The sequence below is a fragment of the Arthrobacter sp. BF1 genome, assembly GCF_056680215.1.
On record NZ_CM155271.1, the window covers coordinates 200,016 to 224,000 of the forward strand.

At 66.1% G+C, this 23,985-nt stretch carries 26 protein-coding genes; 15 read left to right on the forward strand and 11 right to left on the reverse strand.

The window, feature by feature from the left end; all coding sequences use genetic code 11:
* The first annotated feature begins 181 nt into the window (after nt 1-181).
* The 4 genes from AC1MCD_RS00920 (at nt 182) to AC1MCD_RS00935 (ending at nt 3,586) form a co-directional block, all read left to right on the forward strand.
* Nucleotides 182-1,546, forward strand: a complete 1,365-nt coding sequence (locus AC1MCD_RS00920) for a phosphoribosyltransferase family protein (RefSeq protein WP_498675003.1) — start codon at nt 182-184, stop codon at nt 1,544-1,546.
* 38 nt (nt 1,547-1,584) lie between these two features.
* A complete protein-coding gene (locus AC1MCD_RS00925) occupies nt 1,585-2,403 on the forward strand; it encodes an HAD family hydrolase (RefSeq protein ID WP_498675005.1) in 819 nt (272 codons plus the stop codon).
* 101 nt (nt 2,404-2,504) lie between these two features.
* Complete coding sequence (locus AC1MCD_RS00930) at nt 2,505-2,753, forward strand: hypothetical protein (protein WP_498675007.1); 249 nt, start codon at nt 2,505-2,507, stop codon at nt 2,751-2,753.
* Between the two features lie 86 nt (nt 2,754-2,839).
* A complete protein-coding gene (locus AC1MCD_RS00935) occupies nt 2,840-3,586 on the forward strand; it encodes a glycerophosphodiester phosphodiesterase family protein (protein ID WP_498678458.1) in 747 nt (248 codons plus the stop codon).
* A gap of 35 nt (nt 3,587-3,621) precedes the next feature.
* Here the strand turns inward: AC1MCD_RS00935 and AC1MCD_RS00940 are convergent, their stop codons facing one another.
* Nucleotides 3,622-3,882: a hypothetical protein gene (locus tag AC1MCD_RS00940; protein ID WP_498675009.1), complete on the reverse strand. Its 261-nt coding sequence runs from the start codon at nt 3,880-3,882 to the stop codon at nt 3,622-3,624.
* A gap of 142 nt (nt 3,883-4,024) precedes the next feature.
* Between AC1MCD_RS00940 and AC1MCD_RS00945 the strand changes: the two genes are divergently transcribed.
* Nucleotides 4,025-4,234, forward strand: a complete 210-nt coding sequence (locus AC1MCD_RS00945) for a DUF6480 family protein (protein WP_498675010.1) — start codon at nt 4,025-4,027, stop codon at nt 4,232-4,234.
* A gap of 28 nt (nt 4,235-4,262) precedes the next feature.
* Here the strand turns inward: AC1MCD_RS00945 and AC1MCD_RS00950 are convergent, their stop codons facing one another.
* The 3 genes from AC1MCD_RS00950 to AC1MCD_RS00960 form a co-directional block, all read right to left on the reverse strand.
* The gene (locus AC1MCD_RS00950) at nt 4,263-5,312 is read right to left on the reverse strand and encodes an EAL domain-containing protein (RefSeq protein WP_498675012.1); all 1,050 of its coding nucleotides are present in this window, start codon (nt 5,310-5,312) and stop codon (nt 4,263-4,265) included.
* Between the two features lie 185 nt (nt 5,313-5,497).
* Nucleotides 5,498-7,030, reverse strand: a complete 1,533-nt coding sequence (locus AC1MCD_RS00955) for a putative bifunctional diguanylate cyclase/phosphodiesterase (protein ID WP_498675015.1) — start codon at nt 7,028-7,030, stop codon at nt 5,498-5,500.
* Nucleotides 7,031-7,081: 51 nt separating this feature from the next.
* The gene (locus AC1MCD_RS00960; protein ID WP_498675017.1) at nt 7,082-8,764 is read right to left on the reverse strand and encodes a sensor histidine kinase; all 1,683 of its coding nucleotides are present in this window, start codon (nt 8,762-8,764) and stop codon (nt 7,082-7,084) included.
* 75 nt (nt 8,765-8,839) lie between these two features.
* Between AC1MCD_RS00960 and AC1MCD_RS00965 the strand changes: the two genes are divergently transcribed.
* From AC1MCD_RS00965 to AC1MCD_RS00975, 3 genes are all read left to right on the forward strand, one after another.
* Nucleotides 8,840-9,226, forward strand: coding sequence for a DUF7793 family protein (locus AC1MCD_RS00965; protein WP_498675018.1), 387 nt, complete (start codon nt 8,840-8,842; stop codon nt 9,224-9,226).
* A gap of 77 nt (nt 9,227-9,303) precedes the next feature.
* On the forward strand, nt 9,304-10,116 hold the full coding sequence (locus AC1MCD_RS00970) for a class I SAM-dependent methyltransferase (RefSeq protein WP_498678459.1): 813 nt from the start codon (nt 9,304-9,306) through the stop codon (nt 10,114-10,116).
* Between the two features lie 47 nt (nt 10,117-10,163).
* On the forward strand, nt 10,164-11,288 hold the full coding sequence (locus tag AC1MCD_RS00975; protein ID WP_498675020.1) for a glycerate kinase: 1,125 nt from the start codon (nt 10,164-10,166) through the stop codon (nt 11,286-11,288).
* A 32-nt stretch (nt 11,289-11,320) separates the two neighbouring features.
* On the opposite strand, the gene AC1MCD_RS00980 is transcribed toward AC1MCD_RS00975, so the two are convergent.
* Nucleotides 11,321-11,983, reverse strand: coding sequence for a DUF6766 family protein (locus AC1MCD_RS00980; RefSeq protein WP_498675021.1), 663 nt, complete (start codon nt 11,981-11,983; stop codon nt 11,321-11,323).
* Between the two features lie 81 nt (nt 11,984-12,064).
* Nucleotides 12,065-12,559: a DUF6328 family protein gene (locus tag AC1MCD_RS00985; protein WP_498675022.1), complete on the reverse strand. Its 495-nt coding sequence runs from the start codon at nt 12,557-12,559 to the stop codon at nt 12,065-12,067.
* Between the two features lie 210 nt (nt 12,560-12,769).
* Here AC1MCD_RS00985 and AC1MCD_RS00990 point away from each other — a divergent pair, with 210 nt between their 5' ends.
* From AC1MCD_RS00990 to AC1MCD_RS01005, 4 genes are all read left to right on the forward strand, one after another.
* Complete coding sequence (locus tag AC1MCD_RS00990; RefSeq protein WP_498675024.1) at nt 12,770-13,669, forward strand: SDR family oxidoreductase; 900 nt, start codon at nt 12,770-12,772, stop codon at nt 13,667-13,669.
* Nucleotides 13,670-13,713: 44 nt separating this feature from the next.
* Nucleotides 13,714-14,226, forward strand: coding sequence for a hypothetical protein (locus tag AC1MCD_RS00995; RefSeq protein ID WP_498675026.1), 513 nt, complete (start codon nt 13,714-13,716; stop codon nt 14,224-14,226).
* A 205-nt stretch (nt 14,227-14,431) separates the two neighbouring features.
* The gene (locus AC1MCD_RS01000; protein ID WP_498675027.1) at nt 14,432-15,247 is read left to right on the forward strand and encodes a GAF domain-containing protein; all 816 of its coding nucleotides are present in this window, start codon (nt 14,432-14,434) and stop codon (nt 15,245-15,247) included.
* Nucleotides 15,244-16,107 (forward strand): SGNH/GDSL hydrolase family protein, encoded by an 864-nt coding sequence (locus AC1MCD_RS01005; protein WP_498675030.1) that lies wholly within the window; start codon nt 15,244-15,246, stop codon nt 16,105-16,107. Before AC1MCD_RS01000 ends, AC1MCD_RS01005 begins: the two co-directional genes overlap by 4 nt.
* On the opposite strand, the gene AC1MCD_RS01010 is transcribed toward AC1MCD_RS01005, so the two are convergent.
* A complete protein-coding gene (locus tag AC1MCD_RS01010; protein WP_498675033.1) occupies nt 16,108-17,460 on the reverse strand; it encodes a uracil-xanthine permease family protein in 1,353 nt (450 codons plus the stop codon).
* A 200-nt stretch (nt 17,461-17,660) separates the two neighbouring features.
* On the opposite strand from AC1MCD_RS01010, the gene AC1MCD_RS01015 reads away from it, so the two are divergent.
* A complete protein-coding gene (locus AC1MCD_RS01015; protein WP_498675035.1) occupies nt 17,661-18,266 on the forward strand; it encodes a malonic semialdehyde reductase in 606 nt (201 codons plus the stop codon).
* Between the two features lie 149 nt (nt 18,267-18,415).
* Here the strand turns inward: AC1MCD_RS01015 and pgm are convergent, their stop codons facing one another.
* On the reverse strand, nt 18,416-20,074 hold the full coding sequence (pgm, locus tag AC1MCD_RS01020) for a phosphoglucomutase (alpha-D-glucose-1,6-bisphosphate-dependent) (protein ID WP_498675037.1): 1,659 nt from the start codon (nt 20,072-20,074) through the stop codon (nt 18,416-18,418).
* Nucleotides 20,075-20,312: 238 nt separating this feature from the next.
* Here pgm and AC1MCD_RS01025 point away from each other — a divergent pair, with 238 nt between their 5' ends.
* Both AC1MCD_RS01025 and AC1MCD_RS01030 read left to right on the forward strand, forming a co-directional pair.
* A complete protein-coding gene (locus AC1MCD_RS01025) occupies nt 20,313-21,236 on the forward strand; it encodes a nuclease-related domain-containing protein (RefSeq protein ID WP_498675040.1) in 924 nt (307 codons plus the stop codon).
* Between the two features lie 56 nt (nt 21,237-21,292).
* Complete coding sequence (locus AC1MCD_RS01030; RefSeq protein WP_498675042.1) at nt 21,293-21,895, forward strand: DUF4190 domain-containing protein; 603 nt, start codon at nt 21,293-21,295, stop codon at nt 21,893-21,895.
* Here AC1MCD_RS01030 and AC1MCD_RS01035 read toward each other — a convergent pair.
* The 3 genes from AC1MCD_RS01035 to AC1MCD_RS01045 all read right to left on the reverse strand — a co-directional run bounded on the left by AC1MCD_RS01035 (nt 21,892) and on the right by AC1MCD_RS01045 (nt 23,969).
* Nucleotides 21,892-22,176 carry a hypothetical protein gene (locus tag AC1MCD_RS01035; RefSeq protein WP_498675044.1) on the reverse strand — a complete coding sequence of 95 codons (285 nt, stop codon included), beginning with the start codon at nt 22,174-22,176 and terminating at the stop codon, nt 21,892-21,894. The two genes, AC1MCD_RS01030 and AC1MCD_RS01035, sit on opposite strands and share 4 nt — an antisense overlap.
* A 59-nt stretch (nt 22,177-22,235) precedes the next feature.
* A complete protein-coding gene (locus tag AC1MCD_RS01040; protein WP_498675046.1) occupies nt 22,236-22,439 on the reverse strand; it encodes a hypothetical protein in 204 nt (67 codons plus the stop codon).
* 84 nt (nt 22,440-22,523) lie between these two features.
* A complete protein-coding gene (locus tag AC1MCD_RS01045; protein WP_498678461.1) occupies nt 22,524-23,969 on the reverse strand; it encodes an amidase in 1,446 nt (481 codons plus the stop codon).
* Nucleotides 23,970-23,985 lie beyond the last annotated feature (16 nt).

Here is a 23,985-nt window from a genome sequence, read left to right on the forward strand (position 1 = left end):
GGCGTAGCGAAGGCTCAATACGGCGTCGCACAGCGTCAAAGACCGTCGCGGTACGTCGCTTTCCCGGGGGACTTTCTACCCTTGCCACGCCACCCTGCAGGGCGTCGGATGGGAGCATGACGCCAGGAACCACCCAACTGCGCCCCCGCAACAGCGATGAGGGCCACTTCATCCTGCCGCGATGAATAAGTTTCGTGACAGGGTCGACGCCGGCCGGCGGCTGGGGCAGCAGCTGAGCCGTTTCCGGGGGGCGGACGTGATCATTCTGGGGCTGCCCCGCGGCGGTGTTCCGGTGGCAGCTGAGGTTGCGAAAGCGCTCAACGCGCCGCTGGACGTCATTGTGGTCCGCAAACTCGGCGTCCCGTTCCGGCCGGAGGTGGCGATGGGAGCCATTGGGGAAGGAAACGCGCGCGTACTGGACAAGCGCGTCATCTCGCTCGCAGGGATAACGGAAGACGATCTGCGGACCGTGGAACGGGAGGCGCGAGCACTTCTGAAGTCCCGGGTGGAAAGGTACCGCCGGGCACGGCCGCGACCGGACCTGACCGGGAAGACTGCCCTCATTGTCGACGACGGCATGGCCACGGGATCAACGGCCAGGGTTGCCTGCCAAGTGGCACGGCAGCTCGGCGCGGCCACGATAATTCTCGCCGTCCCGGTGGCCCCGGCACACCTGCTGGACACCATGACTGAACCGAATGAGGTTGTCTCCCTCATTTCCGCCCGTGACTTCCAGGCAGTCGGTCAGTATTACCGTGACTTCTCACCCACGTCAGACGAGGAGGTGGTGCACCTGCTGGACGCCCTTGCACAGCGCGATTCCGCCAGCGATTCCACCAGCGACGATTCCAGCAGAGTCGTCGGAGGGCAGGGCGCAGCGGTTGACCAAGCGGTGCAGATCCCGGCCGCCGCCCTGATGCTTCAGGGAGACCTGCACCTGCCCGGACACTGCGAAGCGGTTGTCGTTTTCGCCCATGGAAGCGGCAGCAGCCGGCACAGCCCCCGCAACAGGTATGTTGCCTCCATCCTCCAAGACGCAGGCCTGGGCACCCTCTTGCTGGACCTGCTGACTCCGGCGGAGGAAGCGGACCGCGGAAACGTGTTCGACATCCCGTTGCTGGCCCAACGGCTAACCGCGGCAACCCAGTGGCTGGCGAGTCAATACGGCACCTCAATGCGCGTCGGCTACTACGGGGCAAGCACTGGCGCCGCCGCCGCGCTCCGGGCCGCAGCCGACGCCGGCAGCCAGGTGGGCGCGATCGTCTCCAGGGGCGGACGGCCAGATTTGGCGGGCCCGCGGCTTGCTGCCGTCCGCGCCCCCACCCTCCTGATCGTCGGAGGCGCCGATACCCAGGTCCTGGCCCTGAACCGCGCGGCGATGAACAACATGCGGGGGCTGACCCGCCTTGAGGTCGTTCCGGGTGCCACCCACCTCTTCGAAGAACCTGGAACGCTCGCGCAGGCGGCGAAGCTGGCTGCCGGGTGGTTCACCCGCTACTTGCTGGCCGCCCACAACGGCGACCCTCTCCCGGGGGCCCTCCCCTGAACGGCAAGGCCCCCAATGGATCCACGTAGACTGGGAGGATGCGGCTCGTAGCAAGTGATATTGACGGAACTATTCTGGGGCACGACGGAAAAATTAGTGACCGCACCGTCCGCGCCTTCCACGCCTGCCGGGAGGCCGGCGTCGAACTGGTTTTTGTTACTGGCCGGCCGCCGCGCTGGCTGCACCCGCTGCAGGAGCAGCTGGGCCACACCGGCACGGTGATCTGCTCCAACGGCGCCGTGGTGTGGGACCTCGAGACGGACCGGCTGGTCTCCGCGCAGACGCTGAGCATTGATGCCGTCCGGGAGGCGCGCCGGATCATCAAGGCCCTCCGGCCCGCTTCGCTGTTCGCTGCGGAGACCCTGACCGGGTTCCACCTGGAGCCGGGCTTTATCGAGAACGGCTCCAGCGAGTTGCTGGCCGAATTCACCCCTGCCCCGCTGGCGGAAACGCTCACCGCGGATGACGCCGTCGTGAAGTTCCTTGCGATCGTCAGGGAGGGCACTCCGGACGACTTCCTCGCTGAGGTCCGCCCCGCCGTCGCGCATCTTGCGTACGCAACGCACTCCGCCCCCAGCGTGGCCATGCTGGAACTGTGCCTTCCCGGCGTCAACAAGGCAGTCACCCTGGCCGCATACGCCAGGTCCCTCTCGATCGATGCCGCGGACGTGGTGGCTTTCGGCGACATGCCCAACGACGTCGAGATGCTGCGCTGGGCAGGCAACGGCTACGGAATGGCGAGCGGCCACCCGGACGCCATCCGCGCCGCCGGGCAGCAGGCACCGCACTTCGACGACGACGGCGTGGCCCAGATTCTCGAGGCCAGGCTCGCGCGGCTCGGGGTAGGGCGTGCCTGACCGGGTGGCATAGTCCTTTTTCACAGCTACCGCTCACCTCGCGTTAACTTTCTTCCCCTAACGTTGGGGTGGACAAGCATCCACGGCTTGAGGGGAACGTCATGGCAAGGAACGGCAACCAACGCAGGTCCGAAGCGGCAGTGCGCCCGGCGGAGCCGGCTGCGCACTGGAAGGTGCTCAAAGAGGGCGACCGTGTGCGCGTCCTCCTCACTCCCGGTTACGAAACCGGCGGGCTCGTGGACGCCATCACCTCGGACTACACGTCTGTGTGGGTGAATCTCGACGGCGGGCTGGGGCGTACGATGCTTCATTGCAGCGACGGCGTGGAGATCGTGCCGCAGGAGGCATAGCGGGCAGCTTCCGGTACGCTCGCAGCGTGACTGAGCGGTACTTTGACTCTTCCGGGGATGCCTCGCTCCCGCCGCGTCCCATCGCCATGGCCCACCGCGGTTTCTCCCGGGAGGGGCTGGAAAACTCGATGGCTGCCTTCCGTGCCGCAGTGGAGCTCGGCTGCCGGTACGTCGAAACCGACGTCCACACCACCTCCGACGGCGTGCTGCTGCTCTTCCACGACGACACCCTGGACCGGGTCACGGACGGCCGCGGCCGGATCTCCGATCTGACTGCCGCCGACGTCGCAGCCGCCAGGATCGGCGGGTTCGAACCGGTGCCGCTGTTCGACGAGCTCCTTACGGCGTTCCCCGAAGTGCGGGTGAACCTGGACATCAAGGACTGGGGCTCTGTTCACACCCTGGCCGCAGGCATCGAACGCCACGGCGCGCATGACCGCGTCCTGGTGGCCAGCTTTTCAGACCGCCGACGCCGTGCGGTACTGAAGCTGCTCAGCCGGCCGGTTGCGTCCTCGGCCGGGGTGGTGACAAACGGACTGTTTGTCCTACTCGGCCCTGTTCTTCCGGTCCCTTTGCTGCGCTTTGTGCTCCGGAGCCCGTTGCGTGACGTTCAGGCGTTGCAGGTGCCGGTGCGGCAGGGGGCGATCCGTGTGGTCACGCCCGGTTTTGTCCGCCGCGCGCACGCCCTCGGCCTCGCGGTCCACGTGTGGACCATCAATGATCCCGCCGAGATGCACCGCCTGCTGGACCTTGGCGTGGACGGGATCATGACGGACCGGGCAGACCTGCTGAGGCAGGTGCTCCTGGAACGGGGCGAGTGGCCCGGCAGCTGAGGTGTGGGGCAATGCCGGGCCCCGGCCCCAAAGTGTCAGCTGCCGCTGTTGCCGTCTTCCGGCTGCGCAGGGTTGGCGGACACCGGCCCGGTGGCGGAGCCAGGCTTCAGGGCAGGCGCCTTCTCCTTTTCCGCTTCCATGGCATTGGACCCCTCACTGATGGATGAGTGCACCTCGACGTCGCTGTTGGGATCCGTGGGCTCCGGAACGTCTGTGCCATCGGTCGGCTTAGACGTGCCAGCCAGGTCCTCCATGGCGTTTTCCGCTGCCTTGCTGATGCTGTCTCCTATGCCCATCTGACCGCTCCTCCTTGACGTTGGGCTCCGGCAAAGCTCTTCAAGTCGCGCCGGAACTTATCGTCCAGAATTATCAGCATGCTTACAATTAGTCCAGAGCTGAGGAGAAGCCGCAGCCGACCCGAGGAAGGAAACCGGCAACATGAGCAACTATCCGGAAGACGATTCTGCAGAGTCAGCGAAGCCGTCCGTCCACGCCAGGGATTCTGCGGACAAAGACTCCGCCGGCTCGGCTAACCCGGACCCCGCGGAGGGCAACATCACCGGCCTCGAGCCGGGCGGGGGAGTACCGCCCGGCGAAACCCCGCCCATGGAAGACCAAATGAGCGGGGACCAGGGCCGCGACGAATAGCGCGTCCATCCACCGGCGGCGCGGCCGGTTAGTGCCGGTCAGCGCCGCCTGTGCCTGGGAATGAACGGCCGGAATCCGCGGCGAGGGGCCGGAGCTCGTCCGGGTCGAGGGGAGCATTCCAGACGGCCCAGTCCATCGGCCGCACAGAGGGCCTGCCGAGCAGGTAGCCCTGCCCGGCGCTGAAACCCAACTCGGTCAGGGCCGCAAGTTCCTCGGCGGTTTCGACGCCTTCCGCCACCACGACGCTTCCGATCTGCGTGGCAAACTCCACCATGCAGGAGGCAACGGCATGCTGTGTCGGGTCCTGGTCCACGCCGCTGATGACGCTTCGTCCCAGCTTGATGAAGTCGGGGCGCAAGTGGAGCATCCGGCTCAGCGTGCCCGCGCTGGAATGGGAGTCATCGATGGCAATTCTCAGCCCTCGTTCCCGCAGCGGAGTAATTGCGGCAATGAAATGCGAGTATTGCTCGTCAGGAATTCCGTCCGTCAATTCCAAGACAATTCGCTCGATAGGCAACTCAATGTGGTCAAACAATTCCGGCAGGCGCGGGTCGAGGCACGAGGCCGGCGAGATGTTCATGGCAACATAAAGGTGTTCAGGGAGATTCGCGGCGGCCAGCGCTGCAGAACCGAGCGCTGAGAATTCCAGATTGGCGCCCAGGCCAACCGAGGCAGCTTCGGCAAACCAGAGTTCCGCACCGGCGCCGTCGTCACTCACAAAGCGGGACAGGGCCTCAACGCCCACCACACTCTTGGAGTCCAGCCCGTAAATAGGCTGGAAAGCGGTCATCAGCATCTGGTGCTCCAGCAAGGCGCTGATCCTGGAGAGGCTCCGCAGCGAATCAAGCCGCTCAGCAAGATGCGGTGGCACGGCACCCAGGGGCTGAAGGGCGCGGGCCGTGTCCGCGCTCCCCTCCCGGGCGGCATCAAGCTGCCGGCGCTCCAGCAGGTATTCCAGCAGGGCCCGTTCCGGTACGCCGGGGTTTTCGCCCAAGCGATCGCTGAGGCGCTGGCGGATGGCCGCCCCCGCAGGATCCGGATCCGCCAAAACCGCAGCGATAACTCCCCATGCTTGCACGCGCACTGTCATTAGCGACGCCCCCAGTTGACGAAGTAATGGCCCGGTGGCCGTTTAGTTTTCAAATTTCCTGGCACTTTCCAGAATTCGATACTTCTGATTAGGCCGATCTCCCTACCGCGAAGAATCGGATACCGCAAGTAGATCGTATATCGGGACATGCCAAAAGCGCAGCCCCCCAACGATTAAGCGCTATTACTTTGCGCCGAACTTCCGGCCAGGAGCCCCGGGATCTGTTCGGGCGGAACAGGTTTACTGAAGTAGTATCCCTGCGCACTGAGGCAGCCCAGGTTGCGGAGGTGCTCAGCCTGCTCCGCAGTTTCTACCCCCTCCCAGACAGCTTCCAGCCCGCAGGCCCGCACCAACTGCAGGACGGCAGCCACCAGGGCGGGTTGGCTCGGATCAGTACCCAGGCCTTCGATCAGCGACCGGTCAACCTTGACGCGGTCCACAGGGAGGCGGCGCAGGTAGCTGATGGAGGAGTAGCCCGTCCCGAAGTCATCGATCTCGATTCCCACACCGAGGCCCCGCAGACCGCCCAGCGAGTACCGGTCCAGGTCGTTGCCCCTGACGATCGCAACTTCCGTCAGCTCGAGGACAACCTGCTCCGGCCGGACGGCTGTTTCGCGGAGCACGCCGCGGACGTCCTCGATGAACCGCAGGCTTTGCAGGTCGGTGGCGGAGATGTTGATCCGTACGGAGAACGAACTGTCCACCAGCGCATCGTCAACCCATTGACGGAGCTGGTGCACCGCCGTCGTAAGGACCCAGAGGCCAAGCTCGGAGATCAGTCCGGCGTCTTCAGCGAGGGGGATGAACTCATCCGGCATGATGAGCCCCCGGGTGGGGTGCTGCCAGCGGACCAGAGCTTCCACGCCTTCAATCCTGCCCGTGTCCAGCTCAATCACGGGCTGGTAATGGATCACCAGCCCTTCGCCCTTGACCGCGGTCCGGAGGTCATCGAGGAGTTGGCTGCGGAGCCTGCGGACAAGAAGGAGGCCGGGTTCGAACACATGGAGCCGGTTCTGGCCCTCGGCCTTCGAAGCGTACATGGCAACGTCAGCCTCCATGAGCAGGTCGTCCGGCGACCGGCCCGGTTCGCCGACGCTGAGTCCGATGCTCGCCCCGCAGCGGATGGTCCTGTCCGGCAGTTCGATCGGTTCCTTGAGGGAGGCCAGGACGCGCTGACCGACGACGGCGGCCTGGTCGGCGCCAGTCGCAGGCATAACAATGGCGAACTCATCTCCGCCCAGCCGCGCGACAACGTCAGTTTGACGGACGGCGCTGCGGATGCGCGTTGCGACGGTCGTGAGCACCTTGTCTCCGGCGGCGTGGCCCAGGCTGTCGTTGATGGACTTGAACGCATCCAGGTCAAGGAGCAGGATCACCGGCTGGCCGGCGCCCTGGTGGTCCTGGGCGGACTTCAGCGCGGCAAGGAGTGCCGACCGGTTGGCAAGGCCGGTAAGGGGGTCCTCCATGGCCATCTTCTGCATTTCGCGGTGTGCCTCGTGGAGGAGCTGGGTGCGGTCCTCTACGCGCTGTTCGAGTTCCTCGTATATGATCTGCAGGTCCTCGGCCAGGAGGTTGGTGCCCATGATGATGGCGTCGAGTTCGTCGCGGGCGGGCGAGACGTCTATCCGGGACTGGAGGTCGCCGGAGGCAAGCCGGACAATACCCTCCAAAAGTTGGGACAGCCTGGGGTCATCGTCGGCGAACAAGGGGACCTCCTCTCCGGGGATCAGTGTTCTGCGGTTCAGGGGTGCTGCGGTTCAGGGGTTCTGTGGCGAATGGGTATCGAGTGGGAGCTTCACTGTGACAGTGGTGCCCAGGCCCAGCTGGGACGCCACCTCAATGCGGCCGCCGTGGCGGTCCACGATGTCCTGCGTGATGGCAAGCCCCAGACCGGTGCCGGGCACCGCCCCGGACATGGCGTTGGAGGCCCGGTAAAAGCGGGTGAAGACGTGGGCCAGCTCATCGTCGGAGATCCCCATCCCGGTATCTGCGACCCTGACCGTTGCCCAGCAGGTGCCGTCGGCGTCGTTCTCGAAGACGCTGCTGACGTCGATCCGTCCTCCGCCCGGGGTGAACTTGATGGCGTTGGAAACCAGGTTGGTAAAAACCTGCTGCAGCTGGACTTCGTCGGCCATGATGTCGAGGTCTTCGGCGTTGGGGGCCAGAACCATGCTGACGTTCTGCAGTTTCGCCAGCGGAGTGAGCGCGGCGGTGACAATCTTCAGTGTCCGGGCCAGCCGGACAGGCGTCAGCTGCAGCGGGCTGAGCTCGTGGCCGTTGCGGGAAACGCTCAGCATGTCCTCGATCAGGAGGCGGAGCCGCTCCGTATTCCGGACCACAATGTCCAGCATGTGGTGGACGTCGGTGGACACCGGATCTGAGGTGTTTTCCTGGATCATGTCCAGGTACGCCATGATCGAGGTCAGCGGGGTGCGGAGTTCGTGGTTGACGGTGGCCAGGAAGTCGGTCTTGGCTTTGTCCAGCTCCCGGAGCTGCTTGACCACCTGCTGCTGACTGGTGATCAGGTGGCTCTGGATCAGTCCGTGTGCCGCGTTGCCGGCCACGTGCTGGATGAGGCCGAGCTCTGCGCGCGACCATTCCCTGGGGGAGTCCAGCAGCGCTATCCAGATGATGCCCAGGGACGAACTGCCGTCGCCCATCGGGACGGCAACGTATGCTGCCGCGTTGAGGGCGGCCAGCTCGGCCGGAAGCCCGACACTATCGGTGCCGCCCTGTACGAAGGCCCCGGTCGCTGTCAGGGGCTCTGCCCGCGACCAGAGCAGATCCGCTGCCGAGCGGGCCTCCTCCGCAGCCGCGAACAACTCCGCAGGCAGGGGCTCCAGCCCGCGCCGGTGCCATTGGGCAGTGATCAGCGGCACTCTGTCGTCCTCGAACGTGGCCAGGCAGACCCGGTCGGCGCCAAAGGTCTCACCGAAACCCGTCACCACAAAGTCGGCGATCTGCTGCGGGTCGTTGGTTCCGCGAAGGGCCGCCGAAACCTGACGCAGCCTTTCGCGCAGCGTCTCGGCTTCATGCCGCGTCTCTGCGCGGCGGGAGACCAGGTTGATAAGTGCGGTGGCCCGGTGGATCAGCTCCTTGGCCGCAGGTGGTTTGGCGATGCAGTCCCGCACGCCGGCATGCTCCACGGCCTTGACCTCGGACGGACTGTCCAGGTCCACGAGCGCCAGCACAGGAGCTGAAACGTCGATATCGGACAGGGAACTGTCCAGGACCAGGACGGAGGGCTCGGCGTCGTCCAGGATCGCCGACAGGCGAGAGGCATTCCCGGCAGCGCGGACCGTGAAGCCGGCCGCCTCCAGCGCTGCCGTGATGAATTGCCGACGCCCGGAATCCGGGTCCGCGACTACGGCCAGGTAGGGCACGGTTGCTACGTGTGGTGTGTCCGTTGGCAACCCGTCCCCCTCGATGTGGTTGAGCACTGTTCAGTCCTGAATGAGTACATTGTAGGGTGACGGGGCACAGCTGGCCCTTATTAGGATGCGCGGAGGGTAATCGTGACGAATCAGCCTGCTGAAGGTGTGAAGGCGGATCTGACGTTGGATGGGCAGGGTGTCATCCAACTGAAGTGGCCCCGCGCGGTGTCCATCTCCCAGGCCGACGCCGAAGCTGCAATGCGCGGCGTGAATGAACTGTGCGGCGCCCTCCGCTATCCCATGCTGGTGGACATGGCCACGACGGCGCAGGTCAGCCGCGGTGCCCGTGCGGTTTTCGGCAAGCCGTGCCAGGCGTCCCGGATCGCGCTGTTGGGGGCATCGCCCGTGGACAAAGTGCTGGCAAACTTCATCCTGGGCATCAACAAGCTGCCCTGCCCCACCCGGTTTTTCACGTCCAGGGAAGAGGCCACGGCCTGGCTGCTGAAGGACCAGCAGGCCGTCGCCTGAACTCCGCCATGCTTGCCGGCGCAGGCGCAGGGCGTTCAGGGTCCTATATTTGAACGGTGCCCTCCCCCTCGAAACCGATGCGCTCCGCCTGGCGGAAGTACTTGATCCTGCCCAAGCTCATCCGGCTGTCCCGCTCCGCCCCCAAGGACCGGGCCGTTGCCTGGGATAAGTACTGGGCAGGAATCGTCTGCACCGGGACCAGGAGTGAAGTGCTCTGGGATTCCGGCTCTGACAATGAGTTGCGGGGCTACCGGGACATTCTTGCGCGGCACTTCGATCCGGACCTGCCCGTGGTTGATGTGGGCTGCGGCCATGGTGCCTTCAGCCGCGCCCTGGCGGCATTTTCGCCGCAGGTGATCGGCGTGGACGTGGCTGATCATGCCGTGGCCCGCGCGCGGGCCACGTCGGCAGGGGTGAACAACGTCAGCTTTGTGGCATGCGACATGACGCTGCCGGGAGCGGGTGCCGGACTGGCGGGACCGACGGACGCCAATGTCTTCATCCGGGGGGTGCTCCATGTCCTGGATACGGCCGATCAGGCTGCCCTGATGGAAAATCTCCGGCTGTTGGTGGGCGAGCGCGGCCGGGTGTTCCTGGCGGAGACGAACTTTCGCGGAAACCCGGTGGAATACGTTTCGCACCTGGGTGCCTCGCTTCGGAGGATCCCGGCGCCGCTGGAACTGGCCATCCGTAAGCTGCCCATGCCCGGCCACTTCGGCCCTGACGAGCTGGCCGTGGTGATGCCAACGGACCGGTGGACGCTCGTGGAAGACGGCGCCGCCACCATCGAAACCAATCCGCTGATGGATGCTGACGGGGACAGCAGAATCCCCGGCTACTTCGCCGTCCTTAAGGGCAAGGCGCCCGCCCAAAAGGAACTGTCCGCATAGCGGATTAGGCAAGCGCTTTCCCATGCCGGACTGGCATGATGGAGCGCATGCGCATTCTCATCGCTCCGGACAAGTTCAAGGGTTCCCTCACCGCAGCCGAGGCCGCCGCCGCCATCGCGGAAGGGGCGCTGCGCGTCTATCCGGAGGCCGTTGCCAACCAGTTTCCCATTGCCGACGGCGGCGAGGGAACCCTGGAGGCAGCCGTTTCCGCCGGCTACGAGGAGCGGCTCAACGCCGTCGTCGGGCCCATCCTTAAGCCCGTCGGCGCGGCCTGGGCCATCCGTAAGAATACCGACGGCGGCGCTGTCGCAGTCATCGAAACCGCGCAGGCCTCGGGCCTCGCGCAGATGGAGCCCACCGCGGCCAACGCGCTGCGGGCCCACAGCTATGGCTGCGGGCAGCTGATCGCCGCGGCCCTCGACGCCGGCGCCACCGAGATTGTGCTCGGCCTTGGCGGCTCGGCCATGACCGACGGCGGCAGCGGCGCCCTGCGCGCACTGGGCCTCAAGCCGCTGGACAGCGCGGGAAACGTGGTCCCGTTGGGCGGCGGATCGCTTGCGGACGTGGTGGCCCTTGATACCTCCGGACTGGATCCGCGGCTGTCCTCCGTTTCATTCCGGATCGCCGTGGACGTCCAGAACCCGCTGTTCGGCCCCACCGGCGCCGCCCATGTGTTTGGTCCCCAGAAGGGAGCCGACGGCGAAGCTGTGGAACTGCTCGACGCCGGCCTCCGCAACTGGGCGTCCGTGCTGCGTGAAGCGACCGGCCGGGACGTCAACCTCCCCGGGGCCGGGGCAGCCGGCGGCTTCCCGGCGTCGTTCCTTGCCTTCAGCAGCGCCCGGCTGGAGGGCGGGTTTGCGCTAGTGGCAGGGCTCACCGGACTCTCGGCCCAGCTCGACAACGCAGACCTCGTGATCACCGGCGAAGGGTCCCTGGACTCGCAATCGCTGACCGGGAAGGCCCCCATCGCGCTCGCCGATGCCGCCCGCGAACGGGGCATCCCCGTCATTGTGGTGGCGGGCCGGATCCTGGTCACGCCCGAGGACCTGGCCGGCCACGGCGTGGTAGCCGCCGCGCAGCTGCTCGATGTGGCAGCCAGCCCCGAAGACGCCGTCGCCAACGCCGCAAAGTACCTGGCGTGGGCAACCAGCCAGGTCCTGGAAGGCGCCTGAGACCCGGGCCCTTCGTCGCGGCCGCTTCGCCATCAGGCGCCCGTTTCGTAGTGCGGCTCGGCCACCGGCTTGGACTCCGGCGAGCCCTTCTCCCGGAGGTAAACGGAGGCGCCCACCAAAACGGCCACCGCCAGGAATTCACTTTGCCAGTTTTGGAAGGACTCGAACCAGAACCGGCTGGTGCCCAGGTACTGCAGCATGGTGACACCGGGCTGGCCATGGCTTTGCTGCTCATCGCTGTACGCCGCGGCCCCGCCCGCCGCATGCAGGCTGAACGAGGCAAGAAACAGCAGCAGCAGGAGGATGGAGAGCGAGTGCTCGTAGAGCTTCAGCACAAATCCCCCGTGCTTCACCGGCCAGGGCGTTGAGTCCTTGATGGTGGCATCGCGCGGGTCCTGGTCCTGCGGGGCGGTCTTACCCATGGGCTTGGATTCGGAGGAGCCCTTCTGGAAAAGGAAGACCGTCAGGATCACGTACATGGCCATCTGCAGGAACTCGGATTCCCAGTTTTCGAACGTGGCTTCCACAAAATCGCCCGTGGACAGGTACTCCAGCACGGTGACGCCCGGCTGACCGTGGGCCGCCTGATCCTCGCTGTACGCCGCTGCGCCGGAAAGGATCATTCCGCCGAAAAACGCCAGGAACAGTCCGGCGTTCGCGAGCAGCAGCCCATGTTCTTTGGCCCACTTGCGCATGTTTGCTCCTTTGTTTGAAGGTCTCTTCCGCCGCAGTCGGCGGGGTCGGGCGGTTATCGCCCCTGATTCAACCTGGCCGGCTTACCGTCCCTCGGCGCGGCGGTTCAGCCGCAGGGGGACATAGATCAGCAGGACCAGGAGGACCGCCAGCAGAATGCCGCCGGCGGTCAGGCCCGCGGAGCGGCCGGCAGTCACATCAAAAACGAGTGCCGCGGTTCCGACGCTGAGCATGCCAACCCCGGCCAGGGCCAGTTTCGTGATGGTGTCGGCGCTTGACACCAGCATCTCTTTAAGGCGCTGGCGGAACAGCCGGCGGTGGACGCTCACCGGAAGCAGGATGCAGGCGGTGGTGAGGGTGGCGATGACAACGTTGACGAGGTAGAGGGTGACCTGAAAGTCGTCCAGTTCCTCGAAGCGTTGCTGGAAGGGAAGGGTCAGCAGGAAGCCTGCCAGAATCTGCACCCCGGTCTGCAGGACACGGAGTTCCTGCAGCAGTTCGGCCCAGTTCCGGTCGAGCTGCTCTTCCCGGGTTTCGTTCCGGCCCGACTTGCCGCTGACGTCCTCCACACCGGACATTACTCCTCCTCGCCCCCGGCCATCGCCGCCGAGCCGTCAGCTCCCAAGCCATTTGCTCCCAAGCTAGGCCGAAGTTGCGCCAAGATCAACAATTGCTAAGGTTACTTATGGTTTGTGTCGAACGGTGGACTTGGTCCGCCAGGCGGGATAGTTTCGAAGGGCTGGTGCAGCATGCGCCCTTCGAAAACCGATTCAGTGAAGAGGTGGACTATGAGCGATAAGCAGAAGCAGACAGAACCGCCCGCAGATCCCCGGGGCAGCTACCATTCCGGCGGCTTCCCAAGGCAGGAGCAGGAGCAGCCGGGGCTCACGGCGCCCATGGATCCCAAACCGGATCATGGCGAACTCAGCTACGAGGGTCATGGCGCCCTCCAAGGCAAAGCAGCCCTCATCACCGGGGGAGACTCCGGGATTGGAAAGGCTGCGGCCATTGCCTTCGCCCGCGAGGGGGCCGACGTCGCAATTTCCTACCTCCCGGAGGAAGAGGAAGACGCCCAGGACACCGCCGAATGGATCCGCAAGGCGGGCCAGCGCGCGCTGTTGCTGGCCGGCGACGGACGGGAAGAGGATTTCAGCACCCGGATCGTGGAGGACGCGGTGGCCGAGTTCGGCGGGCTCGACGTGGTGGTGCTGAACGCGGCCTACCAGAAGAACCGGGACAGCTTCGAGAGCCTCCCCACCGAAGAATTCGACAGGGTGTTCCGGACCAATCTCTACTCGCTGCTCTGGACAGCGCGGGCCGCGGTACCCCATCTCAAAGCAGGCTCATCGATCATTACAACGGCCTCCATCCAGGCCTTCAACCCGTCCCCGGGGCTGATTGACTACGCCATGACCAAGGCCGCCCAGGTGGCGTTCACCAAGGCGCTTGCCCAGGAGTTGGGACCCAAGGGGATCCGCGTCAACGCCGTGGCACCCGGGCCCATCTGGACCCCGCTGATTCCGGCAACCGAGTGGCCGGACAAGCTCCCCACGTTCGGCCAGGACACTCCACTTCAGCGGGCCGGCCAGCCGGCAGAGCTCGCAGCGGCCTATGTGCTGCTGGCATCTGAACAGGGGTCCTACATCTCCGGAGCGGTGCTGCCGGTCACCGGCGGCAAGGGTCTCTAATACTTGCCCGTCAGATTCATTCCACATCCACAACAGGAGGAACCATGAGTCAGGAAAACCAGCGCACGGAACCGGAAGAGGAAGTGGGCGGATACGGCTCGCCAACCGCAGAGCAGGAGATGGGCGGAGCTGACAACAAGCAGTTCGCGCAGCCCCGGGACGAAGAGGACTTCGACGCCGCCGGCCTGAACCAGGACAGCCCCGACGGCGAAACGTTCGCCACGGGCACGCCCAACCTCAGTCACTTCGACGAGGAGGACAAGGACAGTGCCGGTGAGCCCGGAGCTGGCCGGTTCGGCGGCACCGACGAGCAGCACCATGCCGAAGTCGACTCGAACGATCCTGGGTTCGAACCGGGTGAGCCGCCCGTGCCGCGGGACGCGGCCGTACCGTCCGCAGAGGCCGAAATCGACGAGTCAAACGCGGATTCACAGGGCTCGGAGCCTTTCTCCTCGGAATCGGAAAACGACGCGGCCGGCCTGCCGGACGGCAGCGGCAATGACCTGCCGAAGGAAAAGTCCCCGAACGACGAAGACGAAAGTTTCGACGCCGGCTGACCCGAGGTGCCGCCAGGTTTAGCCCCGGCGCCAGTGACGCAGCAAAAGTGCCGCCCGGGTGAGCCCCGGGTGGCACTTTTGTGCCACCCCCGGCTATAGACGCCGCATATTGGTCTCGCAGAACCGCACCCGCGAAACCAACTCCGGACGTATCCTAGTAACAGGTTTTGCAGTGGGCCGCGCGTATCGATCCTAGGCGTGGAACATGGCCGCGGAGACTCCAAGGGTGCCGGGTTGGGAATCCCTTCCCGACCCCCAGGATGTGGTGTTCGAGAGCACGGACGTTGAGGACTTCCTTGCTTCGGTCACCGGCGAGTTCATGCGTAGCCTGGACGGCGACGTCCGCTCAATCAGTTGGGCTGTCACGTTCTTCCGTCTCGGGGCGGCCCGGACAGCCGCCGCCGGCAGCGCTGCGGCCAGGGCCGCAGACGAAGAACAGTGTTCGTTCGCCGACGGACCCGTGCTGGAATCGCTGCGCACCGGAGATTTTGTTCACCTGGCAGATACGGCCCGCGACCGCCGGTGGCCAGGCTACGCCAACGCTGCCGCAGACCACGGGGTCAGGTCGCTGCTGTCCATCCCGATTGTGTCTGCGGCAGGATGGCATGCGGCCCTAAGCCTCTATGCCGCCACACCCCATACCTTCAGCAGCGAAGACATCGTCCTGGCGCGCCGGTATGCCCGGCAGGTCGCGAGGTCCCTGCGCTTGGTGGTGCGGGTGGCTGCGCGGGCCGAAGTCGCTGCGCAACTGGCAGTAGCCCAGAGTTCCGCAGTCCTGATGGACCTGGCCGTCGGCATCCTCATGTCCGACTACGGACTCGGCCATGAAGCGGCTATGCAGTACCTCCGGACCGTCGCAAGGCATACCAGCCAAGGGCTGCGCCAGACGGCCCTGAATATCGTGGCGGCCTCACGCCCCGAAACGGCGGTACCCCGCCAGGACAACGCTGACTTCGGCCTTATCGCGGTCGAAACACCGGCGCTGGACGAAGGACCCTACAAAACAGGGAGTACGGCATGAACGCCTGGAAGCAGGAGAAGGCAGCCACAAGCGCCCCCGCAGAGCCAGCACTTCACCCTTGGCACCGGCTGGTGGCCCTGGGCGATTCCTTCACGGAAGGGATCGGTGACCCTGACCCCCGCAGCGACGGCGGCCTGCGCGGCTGGGCTGACCGTGTGGCCGAGGAGCTCAGCGCCAACCAGCCTGGTTTCGCCTACGCCAACCTCGCCGTCCGAGGGCTGCTGGTGCAGCAGATCCTTGACCAGCAGCTCGGGCCGGCACTCGCACTGAAGCCCGACCTCGTGACGCTCTCCGCAGGCGGCAACGACATTGTTTTCCGGCGCAGCGATCCGGACCGACTGGCAGAAAAGATCGACGCCGGGGTGGACCAGTTGACCCGGTCCGGCGCCACCGTGGTCATGTTCGCCGGGCCGGACTGGGGTGCCACTCCGGTCTTCAACCAGATCCGTGGCAAAGTGGCCATCCTCAATGAGAACCTGCACACCGTGGCCGCCCATCACGACGCGGTGATGGTTGATCTGTGGTTCCTGCGCGAACTCTCAAGCCCCGGCATGTGGGATCGTGACCGGCTGCACTTCTCACCCCTCGGGCACCACACCATCGCCACGGCAGTCTTGACGGCCCTCGGCGTCCCGCACACGCTGGTGCCCTTGGTACCCAAGCCGCCGCTGCCGCGTAACTGGAAGGCGGCAAGGTCCGAGGATCTGATCTGGGCCCGGGAATATCTGGTCCCATGGGTGATCAGACAGCTGAGGCACCCGGCTGTGGAGGCGCTGACCGCCAAGCGGCCCGAGCCAGGGCCGGTGTTTGGCTTTGGAAGCTCACCCGGGCCCTTGATCGGGGGCAGCCACGCCGCGTGATCAGCGTTTCTTCGGTCCACGTTTCGCTGCGGCATTGAGGGCGGCCTTCGCCGCCGGCGGAAGGCCGGCCAGCTCAGTTTCCGGTTCTGCCACCGTGCCCCGGGCCCTCGCAATGGCTTTCATGCCGTGGTAGATCACCAGGGCGGCGGCAGAGCCCAGCGCGATGCCGGTGAAGGTCAGCTCCCCGATGGTCCAGGTGTAGTCCGCGATGCCAATGATCAGGGCGACGGCGGCGGTGGTCAGGTTTACCGGGTTGGCGAAGTTCACCTTGTTCTGCACCCAGATCTTCACGCCGAGAATGCCGATCATGCCGTACAGCATGGTGGCCGCACCGCCGAGCACGCCCGGGGGGACGGTGGCAATCAGTTCTCCGAACTTCGGTGAGAAGCTCAGCACGATCGCGAAGGTCCCGGCAACCCAGTAGGCCGCCGTCGAGTACACCTTGGTGGCCGCCATGACGCCGATGTTTTCCGCATAGGTGGTGGTGCCGGAACCACCGCCTGCACCTGCGAGTACCGTGGCGATGCCGTCGGCCATCAGCGCACGTCCGGAGACGTCGTCGAGGTTCTGGCCGGTCATCGCCGCCACTGACTTCACATGCCCGATGTTCTCAGCCACGAGGACCAGGACCACCGGAACAAAGAGACCGAGCACGCCGACATGGAATTCGGGTGTTTGGAAGTGGGGGAGGCCGATCCATGCGGCGGCGTCCATTTTGTCGTAGCTCACCTCGCCGCGCAGCATGGCCACCAGGTAGCCCACCGCCACGCCCACCAGGATGCTCAGCCGGCCAAGGATCCCGCGGAACAGGACGCTGACCAGGATGATGGTGGCCAGGGTGACCACTGCCGTGATGGGGGCGGCGGCGAAGTTCATTTTCGCCGCGGGGGCCAGGTTCAGGCCGATCAGGGCCACGATCGCGCCGGTGACAATCGGCGGCATCAGCCGGTTGATCCAGCCCGCGCCGAATTTCTGCACGATCGCACCGATCAGGGCCAGCGCGACGCCGGCGAGCAGCACCCCGCCCAGCGCTCCGGGGATGCCGAACTGCTGCTGGGACGCCATGATGGGCGCGATGAAGGCGAAGCTGGAGCCGAGGTAGCTGGGCACCCGGCCCTTGGTGATGACCAGGAAAAGCAGGGTGCCGATGCCGGAAAAGAACAGCGTGGTGGCCGGCGGCATCCCGGTGATGATGGGGACCAGGAACGTGGCGCCGAACATGGCCACGACATGCTGCATGCCGACGCCAATGGTCAGTGGCCAGGCCAGCCGCTCGTCCGGAGCAACCACGTGGCCGGGCTTGATCGACCTGCCGGTGCCGTGCAGCTTCCATTTCATTCCGAGCATGCTCATGGTCGGGGGCCTTTCAAGGGGGTTGCCGCTGGGGCTGAATCTTCCGGTGCAAGAATACCGCGCCACCCCGCCTGCCGCGCGGCTGTGCCGGACGTCACGTGCCGTCATGGGAAGAAGACAGGAACGCTTGAAGTTGCAACTATGGAAAGCAGACCGCCGGCACATCACCCCGATGAGCGGGCCCAGCGAAAGGTACGCATATGACTATTGCCCACGAAGAAGCAGTCATCGATTCGGCCGCCGTCGATGCCATCTTTGCCGAAGCCCGCACAGCCAACTCCTTCACCGGCGAGGTGACTGAGGACCAGGCCCGCGCCATCTACGAGCTCACCAAGTTCGGCCCCACGGCTTTCAACTCCCAGCCGCTGCGCGTCACCTATGTCCGTTCGGACGAGGCCCGCGCCAAGCTTGTTGACGCCCTCTCCAACGGCAACAAGGCGAAGACCGCCTCGGCTCCGCTGGTTGCCGTCCTCAGCTACGACACCGCCTGGGCTGAGCAGTGGGACACCTTCCTGCCCGAGTACAACGCGCCGAAGGCCATGTACGACGCCGCCCCGGACCTGGCTGCAGCCACCGGCAACAACAACGCGCACCTGCAGGCCGGCTACTTCATCATTGCCGTCCGGTCCCTCGGCCTCGCCGCGGGCCCCATGACCGGCGCCGACTTCAGCGCCATCGATGCCCAGCTCTTCCCGGCCGGCGAGCAGAAGAGCTTCCTGGTGGTCAACATCGGCCAGCCCGGTGAAGGCGCCTGGGGCGCGGCCAAGCCCAAGTTCACCTACGAGGACGTCGTCCGCACCGTCTGACCCTCTCTCACTTAATGCGTGTTTTGGGGAAACGCTCTCTCACTTAACGCAGATTAACGACCATCGCTCTCTCACTTTCCTCAAGAAAGTGAGAGAGCGATGGTGTTTTAATTGCGTTAGGTGAGAGAGCGTTTGGCTCTATGAGGCGGTCAGGCGATGACGCTGTCCACGAGGGCCTTGGCTTCGGCCTGCACCTGCTTGAGGTGCTCCTCGCCCTTGAAGGACTCGGCGTAGATCTTGTAGACATCCTCCGTGCCGGACGGACGCGCGGCGAACCAGGCGTTCTCCGTGACCACCTTGAGGCCCCCGATGGGTGCGCCGTTGCCGGGCGCCTCTGTCAGCTTCGCAGTGATCGTTTCGCCCGCCAGCTCCGTCGCGGTGACGTCCGACGGCGAGAGCTTGCCGAGTGCCGCCTTCTGCTCCCGCGTGGCTGCTGCATCGATGCGCGCGTAGACGGGGGCGCCGAACTGGTCCGTCAGGCCCTTGTACAGCTGCGACGGGGACTTGCCGGTCACCGCAGTGATTTCCGAGGCCAGCAGTGCCAGCAGGATGCCGTCCTTGTCGGTGGTCCAGACGCTGCCGTCCAGCTTGTTGAACGACGCGCCGGCTGATTCCTCGCCGCCGAACGCACCTTCACCGGACAGCAGGCCCGGCACAAACCACTTGAAGCCCACGGGAACCTCCACCAGCTTGCGGCCCAGGCTCTCCGCCACGCGGTCGATGATCGAGGACGACACCAGGGTCTTGCCCACCACCGAGTTCGGGTTCCAGCCGCTGCGGTTGCGGTAGAGGTAATCGATGGCGACGGCGAGGTAGTGGTTCGGGTTCATCAGCCCACCGTCCGGGGTCACGATGCCGTGGCGGTCGGCGTCGGCGTCATTCCCGGTGGCGACGTCGAACGCGGCCGAAGTGCCGCCGTCGGACATCCGCTTGATGAGCGAGGCCATCGCGGCGGGTGAGGAGCAGTCCATCCGGATCTTCTCGTCCCAGTCCAGGGTCATAAAGGCCCACTGCGGGTCCACGGTGGGGTTCACCACGGTGAGGTCCAGGTGGTGGCGCTCGCCGATCTCGCCCCAGTAATCAACGGACGCGCCGCCCATGGGGTCGGCGCCGATGCGGACGCCGGCTTCGCGGATGGCGTCCAGGTTCAGGACCGACGGGAGATCGTCAACGTAGCTGCTGAGGAAATCGAACTTGCCGGTGCTGTCCGCCGCGAGGGCCTCGGCGACGGGGATGCGCTTGACGCCGCGGAGATCGTTCTCGAGCAGTTCGTTGGCCCGGTTGGCGATCCAGCCCGTCGCGTCGGAATCGGCGGGGCCGCCGTGGGGCGGGTTGTACTTGAAGCCGCCATCGCCCGGCGGGTTGTGGCTGGGCGTGACCACAATGCCGTCCGCCTCGGGAGAGCCGGGCTGGCGGTTGTTGTTGTACGTGAGGATGGCGTGGCTGAGGGCAGGTGTGGGGGTGTAGCCGTGGCGGGCGTCAACCAGCACGTTAACGCCGTTGGCGGCAAGCACTTCCAAGGCGGAGTTCTGCGCTGGTTCGCTCAATGCGTGGGTGTCTTTCGCCAGGAACAGCGGGCCGGTGATGCCCTGGCCGGCGCGGTATTCCACAATGGCCTGCGTGATCGCAACGATGTGTTTTTCGTTGAACGACGCCTTGAGGCTGGATCCACGGTGTCCCGACGTGCCGAACGCTACGCGCTGGCCGGGATCACCCAGATCCGGCGAGATGTCGTAGTACGCGTCGAGGAGCGCAGTGATGTCAACAAGGTCCTGGGGTTGGGCAACTGTGCCCGCGCGGCTAGCCATGGGACCAGCATGCCAGACACGGGCGGACGGCAATACGCCCCTGTCCAAATTCCGGACCCTGTGACGCGGAATGTCATGAAACAGGTGGTCAAACCTGAGTACTCAGCCCCAAAGTACCTATATACCGGCTCCCGCCGCCGCTGTTACGTTCGGAAAAGTCAGCAAGGAAAGCGCGACGGCGGCAGCACCGCCGTCGCGCATGCGGCAGCACCGCCGCCAGGAAAGTAAGGGACCGGTCATGGGGGCAGGAGACGGCGCGGCCGAGCAGTCCAGGCTCGCAGCGGAGCGCGTGCAGCGGCTTAAACACCAACTGGACCAGGCGGAGCGTGCAACCAAGTCCTGGGACGAAGGCGCTGTCGGCGAGCGGATGGTTGCCGAGCATCTCGGTCTGCTCGTCCCGCACGGCTGGTTCCTGCTCCACGACGTGCACTGGCCCGGCAGGCCCAGGGCCACCCTCGACCACGTACTGGTGGGTCCCGGCGGCGTGGTGGTTGTGGATGCCAAAAACTGGACAGGGGAGGTCCGCGTTTCCGCCGGGGTCCTGTGGCAGGGCCGGTTTGCCAGGACGCAGTCGGTGGAAGGGGCGTTGGCGCAGTGCGCCGCCGTCGCCTCGGTCCTGACGCCGCCGCATCGCCGCCTGGTCCGCCCCTTGATCTGCCTGGCAGGTCAGCCGGACCTCTTCGCCATCACGAATGCCGACGTCGCCGTCACCGGTGCCGAACGCGTTGTTGAGGCCGTCCTGGCACTGCCTGCGGTGCTGGACAAGGCGACCGTGGTGGGCCTGCATGCGAACCTCAGCCAGCAGCTCACGCAGGAACCGGAGGCGGAAAGCCTCGCCCTGAGGTCATTGACCAGCCATCGTGTGGTGCCGTCGACCGGCCGGCCCGACGTGCCTCCGCGGCCCAATCCGTCTCGGGGCACCGATCCGTCCCGCGGCCCCGAGGTGTCTTACCGGCCGGATGCGTCCCGGCGGCCAGCGGCGGCACCGGCGGGTCCGCGCGGTTCCGGGCAACTCCCGCCCGTCGCCAGCGGGGCACGCAGCGGCTACGGACGCCGGAAAGAGAATGTCCAACAGCAGGCTGCCGCGGGGATGGGCCGGTTGCTGTGCCTCGTGGGCTTTGTGGTTTTCGCTGTGTACGTGCTGCCGTATTTGGGACGATAGGCCCGCAGGGGGCGCGGCGGTAGGCTGGAAAGCGAAGACTTCGAACGGGGAAAACCATGAGTGACCACACCACGCCGCGCCCGGATTCCCAGGGGTCCGGCGCCCAAGGAGCAGGCGATTCACCGGCCGGCTACGAGCCGCCGCAGTTTGTGCCGCCGCAGGGCCCGGAGATTCCCGCACCGCCCCTTTATGACTGGAGCAAGAGCGGGGACCAGTACGGCGGAGGCCAGTATGGGAGCACCCAGCCCGGAGCAGGCGCGTACAGCCAGCCCGGCCCAGGCGCGTACAACCAGCCTGCCGAACAGTATGGTGCGCCCTACGCCCAGCCGGGCAGCCCTTACGGTCCGCCGAGCACCGACGCCCAGCCCAACCCTTACGGCCAGCCCGCGTACTACGGCATGCCGGCAGCCGAGCCCAAGGGCCTCAGCATCACGAGCATGGTCTGCGGTATTTCCTCGGTCCTGCTGGGGTGGTTCCTCATTCCACAGCTCGCCGCGATCATCACCGGCCACCTGGCCCTCGGCCGCGAACCCTCCGGCAAGGGCATGTCCATTACCGGGCTGATCCTGGGATACCTGTGCCTGCTCGGCTACGGCGCATTCTGGCTGCTCCTCATCCTCGGGCTGTCGGCCTACCGCACCTCCTCGTACGGGTATTAGGCTTCGGGGGACGGGGCTTTCGCGGCGATCCTCCTCGCCTGCTCCCGCTCCGCCTCGCTCAGCTCTGCGGGCCCGCTTTCGCCGAATGTCCAGTTCGTTTTCACTCCGCCTGGCCCAGGGAGGGACCCGCCCGCCAGGGCCTTTTCGATCCGGCGGCGGACCTCGTTTTCCTTAGCCGGTTCGGTGGCGAAGACGACCCTGAGCCTGACCTCGTTGCCGTCCCGGGCGTGGCCCGCATGATGCGGGGCCAAGGGCGCGGCGGCGGAGCCATGCGGTGCCATACCGGGGCAGGGGAAAGGCCCCGGGCGGGGCCTTTCTTCAAGCGGGCTTGGCCAACGGGTCAGACCCTCTCGCTGGTGCGCTCGGCAGCAGGTTCTTCGGCTTCATGGGTCTTCCGCCGACGCGGGAATGTCCAGAAGGTGAAGTCCTGAGCCGTGTAATGCGGCTCGGTACGGTCCGGCAGTTTCTGCTGGCGCGCCTCGGGTTCGCGGGTGGCGTCCTTCTTGGTGCCCCACCCGAAATCCTTGCTTGATGAATAGCACATCACAGGCCTCCTCTTAGGTGACTGCCCTTTAATGGTCCACCCGATTGGCCGCAGAGTCGACACCCCGGAGCCGTTCAACCCACTTCAGAATCCCAGCTGTGCCGCCACCTGCAGCAGGAGCAGCTCCGACCCCTCCGGACCAACCAGTTGAATGCCCATCGGGAGTCCCTCGCCTGACTGCCCGCCGGTCCAGTGGACGGGAATGGTCACGGCCGGCAGGCCGCAAACGTTAACCATGGACGACCACGGCGCGAATTCGCACTGCCTGCGGTAGTCGTCGTCGGCGTCGCCCGCCCATGCCGCGGCGGGCCAACGCTCGTCACCGTGGGAGGCGCCGGTAAACCAGCCCACCGGACGGGGCGTTTGCGCCAGGGCAGGCATGAGCATGAGATCCCACGCGCCGTACTGGGTGATGGTGTCACGCGTGAACTGCCGGAGGAACGCCAGGGATTCGCTCAGCTTGGATGCGCTGCGCTGTTGGGCCCTGCGCCGGAACGTCCTGGTGAGCGGGGTCAGCAATGCCTCAAGGTGCGGACTGATCCGGGCGGTTCCGACGGCGGCAGTCCAGGCTGTGGTGAAGGCGTCAGGGTAGCGGTTGTCGTAGCGGATGCTGGCTTCGGTCACGGCGTGCCCGGCATGTTCCAGCATCTCGCGGCCCGTCCGCAATGCCGTCAGGGCCTCCGGCTCGGGCGTGAACGGGAAGGCAGCAGACCAGGGGCTGTCCGGGCTGAGGCCGATCCGCAGCGGACGCGGTTCCTGCGTCACAGCGTCGAGGTAGCCGCTTCCGGGGGAGGGCACCAGGGCGTCCAGAAGCAGGGCAGCGTCGGCTGCGCTCCGTGCCAACGGGCCGGCCACCACCAGCCCGGCGGGATCAGCAGAGCTCTCGCCGGAGGGCACCAGCCCACGGCCCGGTTTGAGTCCCACCAGTCCACAGGCCGCCGCCGGGATCCGGATGGAGCCGCCGCCGTCGCTCCCGGGCGCAAAGGGCAGCAAGCCGCCGGCCACGGCGGCGGCGCTGCCGCCAGAGGAACCGCCGGAGCTGCGGCTGGGGGCGTGAGGATTGCGCGACGGCGGGGCGATGCGGTTTTCGCTGTATGCCGTCAGTCCGAACTCCGGGACCTGCGTCTTACCCAGCGAGATCACGCCGGCTGCCTTGAGGACTGCAACGATTGCCCCGTCGGTAAGCGCAGGTTTGTGGTCCAGCGCAGCGCTCCCGTGGGTGGTCACCACGCCCGCCACATCGGTCAGGTCCTTGAAGGCGAGCGGCATGCCGTGCAGGAGCGGCAGGTCCTTCGCAGTACCGCCGGCGGGGGCTGCCCCAGAACTCTTCCGAAGCCGGGCGTAGCGGGCGTCGGCCGCAGCGGCATCGGCCATGGCCTGTTCGGCGGTGACGGTAATAAAAGCGCCCAGCAGGGGGTTCCGCTCGGCGATGCGGGCCAGGAAGTGTGCGGTCGTTTCACGGGCGGAGAGTTCTCCGGACCGAAGGGAGTCCCGCAGTTGGACGGCGGATATTTCGTGAAGGTCGCTCAGGGAACCGGTGGGCTGC

What these genes read in the sequence shown, in the direction of transcription:
- AC1MCD_RS00920 (WP_498675003.1), top strand. Translation starts at nt 182, where the DNA reads ATGAATAAGTTTCGTGACAGGGTCGACGCCGGCCGGCGGCTGGGGCAG.
- AC1MCD_RS00925 (WP_498675005.1), top strand. Translation starts at nt 1,585, where the DNA reads ATGCGGCTCGTAGCAAGTGATATTGACGGAACTATTCTGGGGCACGAC.
- AC1MCD_RS00930 (WP_498675007.1), top strand. Translation starts at nt 2,505, where the DNA reads ATGGCAAGGAACGGCAACCAACGCAGGTCCGAAGCGGCAGTGCGCCCG.
- AC1MCD_RS00935 (WP_498678458.1), top strand. Translation starts at nt 2,840, where the DNA reads ATGGCCCACCGCGGTTTCTCCCGGGAGGGGCTGGAAAACTCGATGGCT.
- AC1MCD_RS00940 (WP_498675009.1), bottom strand. Translation starts at nt 3,882, where the DNA reads ATGGGCATAGGAGACAGCATCAGCAAGGCAGCGGAAAACGCCATGGAG.
- AC1MCD_RS00945 (WP_498675010.1), top strand. Translation starts at nt 4,025, where the DNA reads ATGAGCAACTATCCGGAAGACGATTCTGCAGAGTCAGCGAAGCCGTCC.
- AC1MCD_RS00970 (WP_498678459.1), top strand. Translation starts at nt 9,304, where the DNA reads ATGCGCTCCGCCTGGCGGAAGTACTTGATCCTGCCCAAGCTCATCCGG.
- AC1MCD_RS00975 (WP_498675020.1), top strand. Translation starts at nt 10,164, where the DNA reads ATGCGCATTCTCATCGCTCCGGACAAGTTCAAGGGTTCCCTCACCGCA.
- AC1MCD_RS00980 (WP_498675021.1), bottom strand. Translation starts at nt 11,983, where the DNA reads ATGCGCAAGTGGGCCAAAGAACATGGGCTGCTGCTCGCGAACGCCGGA.
- AC1MCD_RS00985 (WP_498675022.1), bottom strand. Translation starts at nt 12,559, where the DNA reads ATGTCCGGTGTGGAGGACGTCAGCGGCAAGTCGGGCCGGAACGAAACC.
- AC1MCD_RS00990 (WP_498675024.1), top strand. Translation starts at nt 12,770, where the DNA reads ATGAGCGATAAGCAGAAGCAGACAGAACCGCCCGCAGATCCCCGGGGC.
- AC1MCD_RS00995 (WP_498675026.1), top strand. Translation starts at nt 13,714, where the DNA reads ATGAGTCAGGAAAACCAGCGCACGGAACCGGAAGAGGAAGTGGGCGGA.
- AC1MCD_RS01000 (WP_498675027.1), top strand. Translation starts at nt 14,432, where the DNA reads ATGGCCGCGGAGACTCCAAGGGTGCCGGGTTGGGAATCCCTTCCCGAC.
- AC1MCD_RS01005 (WP_498675030.1), top strand. Translation starts at nt 15,244, where the DNA reads ATGAACGCCTGGAAGCAGGAGAAGGCAGCCACAAGCGCCCCCGCAGAG.
- AC1MCD_RS01010 (WP_498675033.1), bottom strand. Translation starts at nt 17,460, where the DNA reads ATGAGCATGCTCGGAATGAAATGGAAGCTGCACGGCACCGGCAGGTCG.
- AC1MCD_RS01015 (WP_498675035.1), top strand. Translation starts at nt 17,661, where the DNA reads ATGACTATTGCCCACGAAGAAGCAGTCATCGATTCGGCCGCCGTCGAT.
- pgm (WP_498675037.1), bottom strand. Translation starts at nt 20,074, where the DNA reads ATGGCTAGCCGCGCGGGCACAGTTGCCCAACCCCAGGACCTTGTTGAC.
- AC1MCD_RS01025 (WP_498675040.1), top strand. Translation starts at nt 20,313, where the DNA reads ATGGGGGCAGGAGACGGCGCGGCCGAGCAGTCCAGGCTCGCAGCGGAG.
- AC1MCD_RS01030 (WP_498675042.1), top strand. Translation starts at nt 21,293, where the DNA reads ATGAGTGACCACACCACGCCGCGCCCGGATTCCCAGGGGTCCGGCGCC.
- AC1MCD_RS01035 (WP_498675044.1), bottom strand. Translation starts at nt 22,176, where the DNA reads ATGGCACCGCATGGCTCCGCCGCCGCGCCCTTGGCCCCGCATCATGCG.
- AC1MCD_RS01040 (WP_498675046.1), bottom strand. Translation starts at nt 22,439, where the DNA reads ATGTGCTATTCATCAAGCAAGGATTTCGGGTGGGGCACCAAGAAGGAC.